Consider the following 15,323-nt stretch of genomic DNA (forward strand, 5'->3'; position numbering starts at 1 on the left):
CTACTTTTAAAAGTTATACACATTCTTTCCATTCCCATAGAATGAATGTGTAAAACGGATTTTTACTACTTTATCCAGCTGATTTTGCCTTCTTATTTTCATCAGAAGGCTTTTCCATATGGTTAAGTAATGCACTGATTTTCAGGAAAAAGTATTGAAATAAAGGACTTTGAATAAACGTAAATAAAAATGTAAAGATGAACACGGGTCCGCCGAGAAGCAGTCCAATTAACAATACACTTGTTTCTGTAACGATTCTTACCCGTCTGATAGGAAACCCAGTCTTATCTGAAATAGACAGCATGAATCCATCACGCGGACCTGACCCAACACCCGCTGCATTATACATGCCGCCACCAAATCCCATGAAAATTATCCCTATCAAAAGTATAACGACATCGACCCACGTATGTGCAGCACCAGGTAAAAAGTCCAGCCATAAAAATAAGTCGACAAATGAGCCAACGAGCAATGCATTCAAAAACGTTCCAAGCTTGATATACCGCTTATCAAGAATATAAGAAATGATAACAAGAATAATTCCACAGACAATATTCCATGTTCCAATGGTAAAGCCATATTTTTCATATAATCCAACATTAAGTACGTCCCAAGGGTGAATCCCCAAATGCTGTACATTAATTGTTACCGAAATACCAAGACTGAAAAACATTAAACCGACTACAAAAATTGCCCAGCGCATTACATAATTCACATGCATCCTTCTCTCTATTTACATTACATTTATATTGCATGATGACCGATTAAGATGCAAGCAGGAATTTCCCGTTACGAATTAAGAGACGCTATCTCATGCTCGCCTTTTTCGGTGCATAATTCACCAAAAATATTCCGGCCAATATTAGACTTCCACCTATTAATGTTGATAAATGAAATTGTTCTTGCAGCAGGATCCAGCCAAAAATGACACCAAACAATGGTGCGAGAAACAAAAAAGCACTTACTTTCCCCGGATCCCCTTTCTCCAAAAGGAAGAACCAGATGGCGAATTGAACAATGGAGGCCATCACTGCTAGCCAAACAATTATAAATATCGATACAGAAGTAAACACAATGTGAACCTCTTCAAATAGTCCACTGGCTATTAATAGTAAAATGCCCCCAAAAAGCATTTGGTAAGCAGTTAAGACCCATGTATCAAATGAAGTCCCCCACTTTTTTAAGATCAATGTTGCAATAGCCCAGGAAACCGCACTCAATAGCCCTAGAAGAGTACCTGCTTCTCTTATATCCAAACTTGCACCCAATGTTATAAAAACCCCTAAAAATCCGACTAATACACCCAACCACTGGACCCAGCGATATTTCATTCCCATAAAAAAGGTTCCAAAAATAACCACAAGCAAAGGATTAATGAATGTTAAAATAGAAGATTCCCCTGCAGTTATTGTACGCAAACTTAAAAAAATTGAACCCATAACCAAGGCTGTTTGAAAAATACCTACAAGCACTATTTTAAGCCAGTCGCTTATTTTCACCGGATGAGTCCGTTTCAACAAAAGAACAATCACAGCCATTAATATCCCCGCTAGCGTGAAACGGATACCGACCAGTAATAGGGGCGAAATATAGTTCAACCCTATCTTCCCAACCGCGAACGAAGAACCCATTAAACCTGTTGTCGTAACAATTAATAGAGCAAACAATGTTTTATTCAAGTATACATGACCCCAATCTACAAAGAACCTGAGAGTTTATTAATATTCCTATTGTAGCAATTTAAACTTTACTAAGAAATCGTTTTGTTTCACTATAAAGGCTATTTTAAATTTTCTTTGCCAATAACAAAAAAGACCTTCCATAAAGGAAAGTCTTTTTTGTATTTCTTCCGATACCAGTGGCCGGGGTCGAACCGGCACTCCCGAAGGAACACGATTTTGAGTCGTGCGCGTCTGCCAATTCCGCCACACTGGCAAATCTATAAAATATACTATTGGAGGCGGCAACCGGATTTGAACCGGTGATAAAGGTGTTGCAGACCTGTGCCTTACCACTTGGCTATGCCGCCGTAAACATTTTTATGGAGCGGAAGACGGGATTCGAACCCGCGACCCCCACCTTGGCAAGGTGATGTTCTACCACTGAACTACTTCCGCAAAATGGCTGGGCTACCAGGATTCGAACCTGGGAATGACAGGATCAAAACCTGCTGCCTTACCGCTTGGCTATAGCCCAATAGGAAATTAATAATTAATTTTTAATGGGGCGACCGGTGGGGATCGAACCCACGAGTGCCGGAGCCACAATCCGGTGCGTTAACCACTTCGCCACGACCGCCATAAACAAAATGGCAGGGGTAGCAGGACTCGAACCCACATTGACGGTTTTGGAGACCGCAGTTCTACCGTTGAACTATACCCCTACGCTATATTTTTAATGGTGGAGGGGGGCAGATTCGAACTGCCGAACCCTGAGGGAGCGGATTTACAGTCCGCCGCGTTTAGCCACTTCGCTACCCCTCCATTATGAAATAAATCTTTAAATGCAAAAATGGTGGCTCAGGACGGAATCGAACCGCCGACACAAGGATTTTCAGTCCTTTGCTCTACCGACTGAGCTACTGAGCCTTTATGTACAAATGAAACTTAAACTTTATGAAAGTGGCGGTCCGGACGGGACTCGAACCCGCGACCTCCTGCGTGACAGGCAGGCATTCTAACCAACTGAACTACCGGACCACTTTATGTAATACCGCATAAAAATAATTGGTTGCGGGGGCAGGATTTGAACCTGCGACCTTTGGGTTATGAGCCCAACGAGCTACCAGACTGCTCCACCCCGCGATATGAGAAAGTACTGAATTAGAACATGCATTCTATCTTGATAATTAACTGACTTTTCGTCGTGTTGCAAGTATCTCTTTGTAGAGACACTCCTCACAAAACCTACATTGAAGTATTTCAAGATGTTTACGGTTTTGCTCCACCCCGCGATATGAGTGAATATTAAGTTAGAAAACATGGTGGAGGATGCAGGGCTCGAACCTGCGACCCCCTGCTTGTAAGGCAGGTGCTCTCCCAGCTGAGCTAATCCTCCAAGTAAGTGGTGACCCGTACGGGATTCGAACCCGTGTTACCGCCGTGAAAGGGCGGTGTCTTAACCACTTGACCAACGGGCCAATATTTTAAAAAGTGGCGGAGAGCGAGGGATTCGAACCCTCGAGACCACGTTAGCGGTCTACACGATTTCCAATCGTGCTCCTTCGGCCACTCGGACAGCTCTCCATGGCTCCACAGGTAGGATTCGAACCTACGACCGATCGGTTAACAGCCGATAGCTCTACCACTGAGCTACTGTGGAATAATCAGATAAAGAATATAATCCAATTTGACTTTAATTACCACAAAGGTCTTCTCCTACATGACCTTACTTATTCCGTTAGGTCAAGCTGTTATATGGATTGTGCCTGGCGGCGTCCTACTCTTGCAGGGACAAAGTCCCAACTACCATCGGCGCTGGAGAGCTTAACTGCTGTGTTCGGCATGGGAACAGGTGTGACTTCTCCGCTATAACTACCAGACCATATTAAATTTAAGGACAAAATATATTATAGTCATATTTCTTTCGAAATGCAAGACCTTTTTTCATTTTATACCCTAAAAACTAAATAAGAGCTTAAATAGATGACAATCAATGGTTAGTTAAGTCCTCGATCGATTAGTATTCGTCAGCTCCACGTGTCGCCACGCTTCCACCTCGAACCTATCTACCTCATCGTCTCTGAGGGATCTTACTCACTTAGAGTGATGGGAAGTCTCATCTTGAGGGGGGCTTCATGCTTAGATGCTTTCAGCACTTATCCTTGCCACACGTAGCTACCCAGCTATGCTCCTGGCGGAACAACTGGTACACCAGCGGTGTGTCCATCCCGGTCCTCTCGTACTAAGGACAGCTCCTCTCAAACTTCCAGCGCCCACGACGGATAGGGACCGAACTGTCTCACGACGTTCTGAACCCAGCTCGCGTACCGCTTTAATGGGCGAACAGCCCAACCCTTGGGACCGACTACAGCCCCAGGATGCGATGAGCCGACATCGAGGTGCCAAACCTCCCCGTCGATGTGAACTCTTGGGGAGATAAGCCTGTTATCCCCGGGGTAGCTTTTATCCGTTGAGCGATGGCCCTTCCATGCGGAACCACCGGATCACTAAGCCCGACTTTCGTCCCTGCTCGACTTGTAGGTCTCGCAGTCAAGCTCCCTTCTGCCTTTACACTCTTCGAATGATTTCCAACCATTCTGAGGGAACCTTTGGGCGCCTCCGTTACTCTTTGGGAGGCGACCGCCCCAGTCAAACTGCCCGCCTGACACTGTCTCCGAACCGGATTACGGTCCTGGGTTAGAATGTCCGTACAGCCAGGGTGGTATCCCACGGATGCCTCCACCGAAGCTAGCGCTCCGGTTTCGATGGCTCCCACCTATCCTGTACAAGCTGTACCAACATTCAATATCAGGCTACAGTAAAGCTCCACGGGGTCTTTCCGTCCTGTCGCGGGTAATGTGCATCTTCACACATAGTATAATTTCACCGGGTCTCTCGTTGAGACAGTGCCCAAGTCGTTGCACCTTTCGTGCGGGTCGGAACTTACCCGACAAGGAATTTCGCTACCTTAGGACCGTTATAGTTACGGCCGCCGTTTACTGGGGCTTCGGTTCTAAGCTTCGCGCCCGAAGGCGCTAACTCTTCCCCTTAACCTTCCAGCACCGGGCAGGTGTCAGCCCCTATACTTCGCCTTTCGGCTTCGCAGAGACCTGTGTTTTTGCTAAACAGTCGCTTGGGCCTATTCACTGCGGCTCCTCCTTAAAGGAGCACCCCTTCTCCCGAGGTTACGGGGTCATTTTGCCGAGTTCCTTAACGAGAGTTCTCCCGATCACCTTAGGATTCTCTCCTCGCCTACCTGTGTCGGTTTGCGGTACGGGCACCTATGAACTCACTAGAGGCTTTTCTTGGCAGTGTGAAATCCAGAACTTCGGTACTATAGTTCCCTCCCCATCACAGCTCAGAATTGTTGGACGGATTTGCCAATCCAACTCCCTTGCTGCTTGGGCGCACATTTCCAGAAGTGCGCATTCCTTATCCTACTGCGTCCCCCCATCGCTCAAACATTCATGAGGTGGTACAGGAATATCTACCTGTTGTCCATCGCCTACGCCTTTCGGCCTCGGCTTAGGTCCCGACTAACCCTGAGCGGACGAGCCTTCCTCAGGAAACCTTAGGCTTTCGGTGAAAGAGATTCTCACTCTTTTTTCGCTACTCATACCGGCATTCTCACTTCCAAGCGCTCCACCAGTCCTCACGGTCTGACTTCACAGCACTTGGAACGCTCTCCTACCATTGTTCCGAAGAACAATCCGCAGCTTCGGTGATACGTTTAGCCCCGGTACATTTTCGGCGCAGAGTCACTCGACCAGTGAGCTATTACGCACTCTTTAAATGATGGCTGCTTCTAAGCCAACATCCTGGTTGTCTGGGCAACTCCACATCCTTTTCCACTTAACGTATACTTTGGGACCTTAGCTGGCGGTCTGGGCTGTTTCCCTTTCGACTATGAACCTTATCACCCATAGTCTGACTCCCAACGTAACGTAGCTGGCATTCGGAGTTTGACTGAATTCGGTAACCCGGTGAGGGCCCCTAGTTCAATCAGTGCTCTACCTCCAGTACGCATCTATTGAGGCTAGCCCTAAAGCTATTTCGGAGAGAACCAGCTATCTCCGTGTTCGATTGGCATTTCACCCCTACCCACACCTCATCCCCGCATTTTTCAACATACGTGGGTTCGGGCCTCCAGTCAGTGTTACCTGACCTTCACCCTGGACATGGGTAGATCACACGGTTTCGGGTCTACGACCGTATACTATTTCGCCCTATTCAGACTCGCTTTCGCTGCGGCTCCGTGTCTTCCACTTAACCTTGCATACGATCGTAACTCGCCGGTCCATTCTACAAAAGGTACGCCGTCACCCATAAACGGGCTTCGACTACTTGTAAGCGCACGGTTTCAGGATCTCTTTCACTCCCCTTCCGGGGTGCTTTTCACCTTTCCCTCACGGTACTGGTTCACTATCGGTCACTAGGTCGTATTTAGCCTTGGGAGATGGTCCTCCCGGATTCCGACGGAATTCCTCGTGTTCCGCCGTACTCAGGATCCACTCCGGAGGAAACGCTTTTTCGATTACAGGGCTCTTACCCGCTTTGGCTGATCGTTCCAGATCGATTCATCTAAAGCATTTCTTTGTAACTCCAATGGAGTGTCCTACAACCCCAGAAAGCAAGCTTTCTGGTTTGGGCTGATTCCGTTTCGCTCGCCGCTACTTGGGAAATCGCATTTGCTTTCTCTTCCTCCGGGTACTAAGATGTTTCAGTTCCCCGGGTCTGCCTCACGTATCCTATGTATTCAGATACGCGTACTGCTCCATTACGAACAGCGGGTTTCCCCATTCGGAAATCCTCGGATCGAAGTCTACTTACGACTCCCCGAGGCATATCGGTGTTAGTCCCGTCCTTCATCGGCTCCTAGTGCCAAGGCATCCACCGTGCGCTCTTCTTCACTTAACTATCTTTATGATTAAGAACTTACGTTTTTGATGTCGTTGTCTATCTTGCTCTTATTTAGTTTTCAAGGTACAAAAAGAGAGATTCGCATCCCTCAAAACTGAACAAACAACCTGATATGTCAAGGCCTACATAATAGTAGGTCTTACGCCCCCGGATAACCAGCAGGTTATCACAGGGATCCCGTTAAACAGGTCAGCTTCCACTACATGTAGCTTCTCGCTTCCTGTTTTTCCTTAGAAAGGAGGTGATCCAGCCGCACCTTCCGATACGGCTACCTTGTTACGACTTCACCCCAATCATTGGCCCCACCTTCGGCGGCTGGCTCCATAAAGGTTACCTCACCGACTTCGGGTGTTGCCAACTCTCGTGGTGTGACGGGCGGTGTGTACAAGGCCCGGGAACGTATTCACCGCGGCATGCTGATCCGCGATTACTAGCGATTCCGGCTTCATGCAGGCGAGTTGCAGCCTGCAATCCGAACTGAGAATGGTTTTATGGGATTTGCTACACCTCGCGGCTTCGCTTCCCTTTGTTCCATCCATTGTAGCACGTGTGTAGCCCAGGTCATAAGGGGCATGATGATTTGACGTCATCCCCACCTTCCTCCGGTTTGTCACCGGCAGTCACCTTAGAGTGCCCAACTAAATGCTGGCAACTAAGATCAAGGGTTGCGCTCGTTGCGGGACTTAACCCAACATCTCACGACACGAGCTGACGACAACCATGCACCACCTGTCACTCTGTCCCCGAAGGGAACACGATATCTCTATCGCTGGCAGAGGATGTCAAGACCTGGTAAGGTTCTTCGCGTTGCTTCGAATTAAACCACATGCTCCACCGCTTGTGCGGGCCCCCGTCAATTCTTTTGAGTTTCAGCCTTGCGGCCGTACTCCCCAGGCGGAGTGCTTAATGCGTTAACTTCAGCACTAAGGGGCGGAAACCCCCTAACACCTAGCACTCATCGTTTACGGCGTGGACTACCAGGGTATCTAATCCTGTTCGCTCCCCACGCTTTCGCTCCTCAGCGTCAGTTACAGACCAGAGAGTCGCCTTCGCCACTGGTGTTCCTCCACATCTCTACGCATTTCACCGCTACACGTGGAATTCCACTCTCCTCTTCTGTACTCAAGTCCTCCAGTTTCCAATGACCCTCCACGGTTAAGCCGTGGGCTTTCACATCAGACTTAAAAGACCGCCTGCGAGCGCTTTACGCCCAATAATTCCGGACAACGCTTGCCCCCTACGTATTACCGCGGCTGCTGGCACGTAGTTAGCCGGGGCTTTCTGGTTAGGTACCGTCAAAGCACCGTCCTATTCGAACGATACGTGTTCTTCCCTAACAACAGAGTTTTACGATCCGAAAACCTTCATCACTCACGCGGCGTTGCTCCGTCAGACTTTCGTCCATTGCGGAAGATTCCCTACTGCTGCCTCCCGTAGGAGTCTGGGCCGTGTCTCAGTCCCAGTGTGGCCGATCACCCTCTCAGGTCGGCTACGCATCGTCGCCTTGGTAGGCCATTACCCCACCAACTAGCTAATGCGCCGCGGGCCCATCTGTAAGTGACAGCAAAAGCCGCCTTTCAACTTTCTACCATGTGATAAAAAGTATTATTCGGTATTAGCTCCGGTTTCCCGGGGTTATCCCAATCTTACAGGCAGGTTGCCCACGTGTTACTCACCCGTCCGCCGCTCGTTCCACAAGCTCACGCCCCGAAGGGCGATTACTTGCTTCCCGCGCTCGACTTGCATGTATTAGGCACGCCGCCAGCGTTCGTCCTGAGCCAAGATCAAACTCTCCAAAAAAGTTTGAATAGAATCGACACCAATCAATTCTATCGTTGGTCTTAGCTTTGTTTCGTTGCTTGACATATTACTTGGTTGTTTGTTCAGTTTTCAAGGAGCAAATTGTTTTCATCGCCTCAAAACAGCGACTCTAATAGATTACCATAATCACTGTTATCATGTCAACAGGAAAGTTGTTAATCTTTTTTATTTTTTGTTGCCGCGTTCATCGCGTTTTTTGCAACAGAGATAACTTTACCATGGTTAAAAGGAGAAGTCAAACCCTATTTTTAAGAAAATCATTATTTATTACTAAAAACATCGAAAATCTCCGGATTATGAAACATTAGTATGGCTCTCCAGTCTTTCTGCAATTATCCAATAGTAGAACCTACATCTCCTCTGTATGTAGGTCCATATTGTTCAATCTGTATTACTAACCAAGTATTTCCGCTGATAAACGCCAACACCCTTCGTTTCCACTCTTTCCGTTTTAATAATATTTTTCTCAGCCAAATAAGAAACGATTGCTGTAAGATCCAAATCGTATGATTTTAACAAGGGATGCGTTTTTAGTTCACTATATGACCAACTGCCGTCTCTTTCCCTCATTAGATCAAGAAGATGTTTTGCGGAATATCTTGCCCGTGTGCTGATAACGAAATCAATCGCGAGTATCATTAATTGCACGCGCTTTTCAATTTCTTCATTGCTCTGGATCAATTCCTCATATAACTTATACACTTCCGGGTCAATTTGCCGTACTTGCTTCCATACAGTAACTTCCGGGTGAAAGCCTTTTTCAATGACAGCCAACCGGGCCAAGTAATGTAAGGAATGAATCATTCTACTATATGCATCTTTATAATGATGTGTTTCATACAAATCTTTTGCTTCACTATAACTTTTCACTAATTTACCGAATTCAATTGCTTTTCGTAAGTCACGCTTGGTTGATGGGAAACTTCTTAATTGTTCTTTTAAATCACTAATATACTCGTTTCGATCAAAGATAACTTTCCCATATATAACCCACTCAACTGCACGGCGGTAAGTACTTGTATCAATCCATTTCATTAATAAATCTTCTCTGACCACATGTAAGGCAGCTGTTTTATTGTCAAATTCATAATGCTTTACATGCCATGGCTGATCCCCATTATTAACAATGATTAATAAAATAACATCAAAATTATCCGTGAGTGGACTGTTCGGCTTCATTTTTTCTATTAGTAGGATACCTAGTGTATCCAGATCACTTGCACGTTCCTGATAGATGGGACGTAATAAATCCTCCACCTTAGTCAACTCCTCCATTTATGTTTACACTTCTTAAGTCTACTATTCGATAGCCGATACTAAAATTCCTCTTTCCGTCACAAAAAATTCAAGAAGATATGCTATACTATTTTTGCGAGCGAAGCATAATGGTATAACGCTTTTCTAAAGGATTTAAGGAGGATTGACATGGCTCAGCTAGTCTATAAAAGTAAAATAAATAAAATTCGTTCCTTCGCATTATTTCTCATTTTTGCCGGCTTCGGATTTATGTATGGTGGAATTTTCACCAGAAATACTGAATGGCTGATGGCTACATTTTTCGTAATTGGTATCCTATGTGTTATTTTTAGTACCGTTGTCTACTTTTGGATTGGCATGTTATCAACAAAAGCGGTGCCAATTATTTGCCCAAACTGTGAAAAACCAACGAAAATGCTTGGGCGGGTTGATGCATGTATGCACTGTAAGCAGCCACTTACACTAGATAAGGACCTTGAGGGTGAAGAGTTTGATGAGAAACTTAACTCAGGTAAATATAGACGCGAATTTAACAAAAAAAGAAGAAGTGAGAAAAAGTAAATCCGTCACTATGACGGATTTTTCTATACCGTCGTCTTCATGTAAAGGGGGAACATTGAAATGATTCTTGTAATCGATAACTATGATTCATTCACTTTCAATCTGGTTCAATCTATCAAGCAATTACAGCAGAAGGTTTTCGTTGCACGAAACGATAAAATTACCATAGAGGCGATTGAAAACATGAATCCTTCCCATATATTGATTTCACCAGGTCCGGGTAATCCTTCTGATGCTGGAATATCATTAGAGGTTATAAGCAAATTACATACCAACTATCCGATACTGGGGGTTTGCCTTGGCCATCAGGCAATAGCACAGGCCTTTGGCGGGAAAATTACGAAAGCCAAAATGCCGATGCACGGTAAGGTGTCCCCTATTCATCATGATGGGCAGGGATTGTTCCGGGGATTACAAAATCCACTTTCCGTAACAAGATATCATTCATTAATCGTTGATTCGAACAATTTACCTGAATGTTTGCTTGTAACCGCGACAACAAAAGAGGGAGAAATCATGGCTTTACGTCATAAGTTTTACCCTTTGGAAGGCATTCAGGCCCATCCTGAAGCAATATTAACCGAAAATGGACTTGAGCTTCTAAATAATTTCTTGCAAAGGAAGGAAGATTCAATCAATGAAACCACAGAATCCCGAATTATTTTTTAACTTCAAAGATACAAGTGGGACCAAGAAACCGGTGATGTTTAAGGATCCGATTGACATAATAAGTACCTCAAATATAGATGAAGTACTTCCGTATCTTGAAAGAGTCCAGGACTATGTGAACGCAGGATACTATGCTGCAGGTTATCTAGCGTACGAAGCAGCCCCCGCCTTTGAACCAGAATTCAAGGTCAACACGGATGGAAGTCAGACACTTCTGTGGTATGGAATTTTTACAAAGCCAACATACGAAAGTTTATCAAGCGCAGGAGACTTTTCAATCAAGGAGTGGACAGCATCGGAACCAGCTGATCATTACCAAAAAAGTATCGAACATATTAAGAACCTTATCGAGCTAGGTGACACATACCAGGTCAATTACACAATACGCATGAATTCCACGTTTACAGGCGATACAAAGGCATATTATACCCAATTGGCACAAGCACAAGCAGCGGATTACAGCGCCTTTATCCAAACAGCAGACCACACTATCCTATCCGCGTCGCCGGAGTTATTTTTTCAAATGTGTAAAGGAAAAATAACAACCCGGCCAATGAAAGGCACAGCGCAACGGGGCTTGACCTATAAGGAAGATAATAGAAGGGCGACATGGCTTGCCGCGTCAGAAAAAAACCGGGCAGAAAATGTTATGATTGTTGATCTGCTCCGTAATGATCTTGGGACAATCGCTAAACCCGGCACTGTACAGGTTCCTAAACTATTTTCGATTGAAAAATACCCAACCGTTTATCAAATGACATCAACTATCACTGCAACCACAGAGGAAGATATATCTCTAACAGATGTGTTCAAAGCATTATTCCCTTGCGGCTCCATCACAGGTGCGCCTAAAATCAGCACCATGCGAATCATTCAGGAATTGGAGACATCTCCCCGGGGTGTTTATTGTGGTGCAATCGGCTATATTACCCCCGAACAGGAGGCGATATTCAATGTACCAATCCGAACAGTGACCATCGACCATGAAGATAATTGTGCCAAGTACGGAGTTGGCGGCGGTATAACATGGGACTCTACCAGTGAAGGAGAGTACGATGAAATCATTACAAAATCTGCATTGCTAAAACGGAAACAGCCTGAATTTCAATTACTTGAATCGATTGGTCTGGTTCACGGCAGCTATCTGGTATTGGAAAACCATATGGAACGGTTGGAAAAGTCTGCATGGTACTTCAACTTTTCAATCGATATAGAAGAAATAAGGAAAGAACTAATGAAATGTGCTTCTACTCATTCAAACGACAAATGGAAAGTCCGCTTACTTGTTGATCAAGATGGCCAGTTCACCTGCGAAGCTGTGCAAATCATACACGACTCAATAGATGAGGTTACTGCAGTGCTTGCCAATGCCGCTGTTTCAAGCGAAGATGTGTTTCTTTATCACAAAACAACAAACCGATCTGTCTATAAAAAGGCAAAAGCCAGCCATCCAGATGTTTACGATGTGCTATTATGGAACGAAAAAAAAGAAGTGACTGAATTTACCGCTGGAAATGTTGTGATGCAGATAAATGATCAATTTTTCACACCACCAATTGAGTGTGGACTCTTAGGTGGCACTTTTCGAAAAAAACTAATCGATTCCGGTAAAATCGCAGAACGAATTATTCGGGTCGATGAATTAAAAGATTGCGAATGTATCTGGTTTATCAACAGTGTCAGGGAATGGATACCTGTGAAGTTACACGAAAAGCGCAAGCTTCTGGGCGCTCGTGCTAGACAGAAAAAGCGCAGGCACCAGAGCTAGACATCTTTTCGTTTATACCCTCTTGTAACCATCAAAAGGCCCAGCAACCATTAAAAGTTGCTGGGCCCCACCTTATTCATACGAGACTAATGTTTCTGCGTATCCAATTTTTTGCAGTCTTCGCACTTGCCGTAAATTTCCATTCGGTGATGACTTACTTCAAATCCAGTCACCTGTTCAGCAAGGGACTCTACCTCATCCAATGATGGATAATGAAAGTCGACTATTTTCCCGCAGGACTCACAAATAATGTGATAGTGTTCCGTGGTATTGCAGTCAAATCTGCTTGACGCATCCCCGTATGTCAACTCCCTTACAAGTCCAATTTCTCTTAGTACTCGAAGGTTATTGTATACAGTCGCGACGCTCATGTTCGGAAATTTTCCTTCCAGCGCTTTATATATATCATCTGCTGTTGGGTGAATCATGGAATTAAGAAGATATTCAAGAACCGCATGACGTTGTGGTGTTATCCGAACGCCTGATTCTTTTAATGTGCCGATTGCTTCACGCAGTTTTTGCTCAGACACCGTCATGCACCTCACTTTCATTTATATATTCTACTACTATTATTACTTTATAATAACTATAATTAGTGTACCTGTTAGACTGCCTTCCTGTCAATAAAAGTATATGAACAAAGTACCTATGTTAGTACCAATTCATCAATTTTCATCAAAGTTTAAACATCTGCCTGCAACGGTATTTCTTCTCCACCAAGGTTTGAGTTTACATAACGCGCTGCAACAAAAAGGAAATCCGACAGACGGTTCAAATAGGAAACTACGAGCGGGTTTGCCAATTCATCCTCTAAACCTACTGCTGTTCGTTCCGCTCTTCTGGCAATGGTCCGCGCTGTGTGCAATGCACTTGAAGCGCTATGTCCAGATGGCAAGATAAAGTTTTTTAATGTCGCAAGATCCTTGTCCCATTCATCTATTTGATCTTCAAGCTCCTGTATATATGCCTGTTTCAACTTCCAGCTTACTTCTTTGTCATTTGGTGTGGCAAGCTCCGCCCCAACATGGAACAGTATTGTTTGCACACGGTGCATCGTTTTTAAAAATTTTTCTTTTTCGTCCCAGTCAACATCTGCAAGAAAACTTAGTGACAGCCCTATCATGGAGTTCGCTTCATCACATGTTCCGTAAGCCTCAACACGCAAATCATTTTTCGGAACCCGTTGCCCATATATTAACGACGTTTTTCCCTTATCACCTGATCTTGTGTAAATTCGCATGATTAATACCCCCTGGAAAGATTAATTTTATTTATCATCAAATCTGTTTTACCTTGTTGATAGGTATGCATATTCTGCGTAAAAATTTCTAGTGCCCGTTTTTGATAATGCGGCGATATTCCTGATAAATGGGGAGTGATTGTCACATTGTCATAATCCCAAAGTGGATGATTTACGGGAAGCGGTTCCTCCTCTGCAACATCCAGAATGGCATGAGCAATTTCCTTCGATTGGATAGCATTTTGCAACACGTCAGTTGTAACAGCGTCACCCCTTCCCATATTAAGAAAGGCTGCATGGTCAGGCAGCAGTTTAAAATGCTCTTTAGTAAAGAAACCTTTTGTTTCTGGTGTGCTTGGCAAGACAGATACAAGGAAATCTGACTCTGGTAGCACTGTATTTATTTCTGCCGCTGTTACATTCTTGTCGAAAAACTCGACATTTCTTCCGCTTCTGGATACACCATATGTTATCATGTGGAATGCCTTTGCCAGACGTGCAACCTCTTGTCCGATTGCCCCGGTGCCTGCAATAAGGATAGTCTTACCCGTAATTTCCTGCATCCTGATTGATCGGTCCCATACGTGATTCTCCTGATTGAATATTAATTGTTTTGTTTGTCTTGAAACCTGCAAAATACTGGAAATTGCGTACTCAGCCATTGGTACCTTATGGATTCCCCGCGCATTTGTTACGAGTATGTCCTTTCTATCAATGGCAGCAAATGGCATCGTATCCATCCCCGCAGACAGGACCATAATCCACTTCAGTTTATTCGTTTGACTGACAATCTCATCGGTTAAGTCCTCCCCATATGTCACAAGAACCTCCGCTTCCGTCATATGGCCAATTGCTTCATCCATCCGATCGCAAAAAATAAACAATTCCTTTGGAAATTGCAGTTTTAATTTATCCTGATGCTTGGTTGAAACCTTAGCTGAAAAAAGTATAACCAACTTTCATTCCTCCTAGTGCCCCTACATAAGATTTTCACTATTTATTGCTTGTAAACTGTCTAACACAAATATACCATTATCACGGATTAATACGTCATCAAAATAAATTTTACCATCCTTGAAGGTCAATACAACATCCTGAAAAATCTTTCCCTGATATGGACATGGCGTGTTATAGGATATGGTTCCATTAACACTATTTTTAGCTGGTGCTGTATAGACTTCTCTACCAGGAATATTAAATTCCCCTGCACACATTACTGCCGGATTTTCTATTATTGAAGTAAAAAGACAGTCCACATCATCAATGGGACTGCCTACATCTGCTTATCCGTTTTCCCTAATGGCTGTTTTCACATAGTTTGTTTCTATTATCACCACAGTTCATATAAGCGACGTATATGTTGGGTGTTTTCCGCAGCGGAAATCACATTGCTGTTACATCGCAGTTTATAGGTTTTGCGTTAAAA

9 protein-coding genes, 14 tRNA genes, 3 rRNA genes and 1 pseudogene are annotated in these 15,323 nt (G+C 44.5%); 3 read left to right on the top strand and 24 right to left on the bottom strand.

Annotation, left to right across the window (positions count from 1 at the left end; genetic code table 11):
* Positions 1 to 70 precede the first annotated feature (70 nt).
* The 20 genes from CFK37_RS01810 to CFK37_RS01905 all read right to left on the bottom strand — a co-directional run bounded on the left by CFK37_RS01810 (position 71) and on the right by CFK37_RS01905 (position 9,659).
* Positions 71 to 703, bottom strand: coding sequence for a YczE/YyaS/YitT family protein (locus CFK37_RS01810; RefSeq protein WP_425445367.1), 633 nt, complete (start codon positions 701 to 703; stop codon positions 71 to 73).
* Between the two features lie 103 nt (positions 704 to 806).
* Positions 807 to 1,679 carry a DMT family transporter gene (locus tag CFK37_RS01815; RefSeq protein ID WP_089060312.1) on the bottom strand — a complete coding sequence of 291 codons (873 nt, stop codon included), beginning with the start codon at positions 1,677 to 1,679 and terminating at the stop codon, positions 807 to 809.
* A 174-nt stretch (positions 1,680 to 1,853) separates the two neighbouring features.
* Positions 1,854 to 1,935: transfer RNA gene (locus CFK37_RS01820), tRNA-Leu, on the bottom strand.
* 20 nt (positions 1,936 to 1,955) lie between these two features.
* Positions 1,956 to 2,029, bottom strand: a tRNA-Cys gene (locus tag CFK37_RS01825).
* 13 nt (positions 2,030 to 2,042) lie between these two features.
* Positions 2,043 to 2,117 (bottom strand) — tRNA-Gly (locus tag CFK37_RS01830).
* Positions 2,118 to 2,121: 4 nt separating this feature from the next.
* A tRNA-Gln gene (locus CFK37_RS01835) sits at positions 2,122 to 2,196 on the bottom strand.
* A 26-nt stretch (positions 2,197 to 2,222) separates the two neighbouring features.
* Positions 2,223 to 2,298 (bottom strand) — tRNA-His (locus CFK37_RS01840).
* A gap of 11 nt (positions 2,299 to 2,309) precedes the next feature.
* Positions 2,310 to 2,383, bottom strand: a tRNA-Trp gene (locus tag CFK37_RS01845).
* A 15-nt stretch (positions 2,384 to 2,398) separates the two neighbouring features.
* Positions 2,399 to 2,483, bottom strand: a tRNA-Tyr gene (locus CFK37_RS01850).
* Positions 2,484 to 2,512: 29 nt separating this feature from the next.
* Positions 2,513 to 2,588: transfer RNA gene (locus tag CFK37_RS01855), tRNA-Phe, on the bottom strand.
* A 34-nt stretch (positions 2,589 to 2,622) separates the two neighbouring features.
* Positions 2,623 to 2,699, bottom strand: a tRNA-Asp gene (locus CFK37_RS01860).
* A 28-nt stretch (positions 2,700 to 2,727) separates the two neighbouring features.
* A tRNA-Met gene (locus CFK37_RS01865) sits at positions 2,728 to 2,804 on the bottom strand.
* 177 nt (positions 2,805 to 2,981) lie between these two features.
* A tRNA-Val gene (locus tag CFK37_RS01870) sits at positions 2,982 to 3,057 on the bottom strand.
* Positions 3,058 to 3,064: 7 nt separating this feature from the next.
* Positions 3,065 to 3,139 (bottom strand) — tRNA-Glu (locus tag CFK37_RS01875).
* A 14-nt stretch (positions 3,140 to 3,153) separates the two neighbouring features.
* Positions 3,154 to 3,245: transfer RNA gene (locus tag CFK37_RS01880), tRNA-Ser, on the bottom strand.
* Between the two features lies 1 nt (position 3,246).
* Positions 3,247 to 3,321, bottom strand: a tRNA-Asn gene (locus CFK37_RS01885).
* 104 nt (positions 3,322 to 3,425) lie between these two features.
* Positions 3,426 to 3,541 (bottom strand): 5S ribosomal RNA (gene rrf, locus CFK37_RS01890).
* 117 nt (positions 3,542 to 3,658) lie between these two features.
* Positions 3,659 to 6,578: ribosomal RNA gene (locus tag CFK37_RS01895) — 23S ribosomal RNA — on the bottom strand.
* A gap of 237 nt (positions 6,579 to 6,815) precedes the next feature.
* Positions 6,816 to 8,381, bottom strand: a 16S ribosomal RNA gene (locus CFK37_RS01900).
* Together the 16S, 23S and 5S rRNA genes with 14 tRNA genes alongside form the textbook arrangement of a ribosomal RNA operon.
* 402 nt (positions 8,382 to 8,783) lie before the next feature.
* Positions 8,784 to 9,659 (bottom strand): nucleotidyltransferase-like protein, encoded by an 876-nt coding sequence (locus CFK37_RS01905; RefSeq protein WP_089060313.1) that lies wholly within the window; start codon positions 9,657 to 9,659, stop codon positions 8,784 to 8,786.
* Positions 9,660 to 9,827: 168 nt separating this feature from the next.
* Between CFK37_RS01905 and CFK37_RS01910 the strand changes: the two genes are divergently transcribed.
* The 3 genes from CFK37_RS01910 to pabB are packed head-to-tail and all read left to right on the top strand — an operon-like array spanning position 9,828 to position 12,657.
* Positions 9,828 to 10,220: a YgzB family protein gene (locus CFK37_RS01910; RefSeq protein ID WP_089060314.1), complete on the top strand. Its 393-nt coding sequence runs from the start codon at positions 9,828 to 9,830 to the stop codon at positions 10,218 to 10,220.
* 60 nt (positions 10,221 to 10,280) lie between these two features.
* Positions 10,281 to 10,889 (top strand): anthranilate synthase component II, encoded by a 609-nt coding sequence (locus tag CFK37_RS01915; RefSeq protein WP_089060315.1) that lies wholly within the window; start codon positions 10,281 to 10,283, stop codon positions 10,887 to 10,889.
* The gene (gene pabB / locus CFK37_RS01920; protein ID WP_089060316.1) at positions 10,858 to 12,657 is read left to right on the top strand and encodes an aminodeoxychorismate synthase component I; all 1,800 of its coding nucleotides are present in this window, start codon (positions 10,858 to 10,860) and stop codon (positions 12,655 to 12,657) included. The genes CFK37_RS01915 and pabB overlap by 32 nt, the downstream gene beginning before the upstream one ends.
* 86 nt (positions 12,658 to 12,743) lie before the next feature.
* On the opposite strand, the gene perR is transcribed toward pabB, so the two are convergent.
* The 4 genes and pseudogenes from perR to CFK37_RS01940 all read right to left on the bottom strand — a co-directional run.
* Positions 12,744 to 13,193 carry a peroxide-responsive transcriptional repressor PerR gene (perR, locus tag CFK37_RS01925; protein ID WP_089060317.1) on the bottom strand — a complete coding sequence of 150 codons (450 nt, stop codon included), beginning with the start codon at positions 13,191 to 13,193 and terminating at the stop codon, positions 12,744 to 12,746.
* 146 nt (positions 13,194 to 13,339) lie between these two features.
* Entirely contained in the window at positions 13,340 to 13,897 is a 558-nt protein-coding gene (locus CFK37_RS01930) for a cob(I)yrinic acid a,c-diamide adenosyltransferase (protein ID WP_089060318.1), read from the bottom strand.
* Positions 13,898 to 13,899: 2 nt separating this feature from the next.
* On the bottom strand, positions 13,900 to 14,853 hold the full coding sequence (locus tag CFK37_RS01935; protein ID WP_089060319.1) for a D-2-hydroxyacid dehydrogenase: 954 nt from the start codon (positions 14,851 to 14,853) through the stop codon (positions 13,900 to 13,902).
* Positions 14,854 to 14,958: 105 nt separating this feature from the next.
* Positions 14,959 to 15,135 (bottom strand): annotated as a pseudogene (locus CFK37_RS01940) (aminopeptidase); the annotation flags it as partial.
* Between the last annotated feature and the right edge of the window lie 188 nt (positions 15,136 to 15,323).

Origin of the sequence: Virgibacillus phasianinus, from assembly GCF_002216775.1 — a bacterium.
Classification (GTDB): domain Bacteria; phylum Bacillota; class Bacilli; order Bacillales; family Amphibacillaceae; genus Virgibacillus_F; species Virgibacillus_F phasianinus.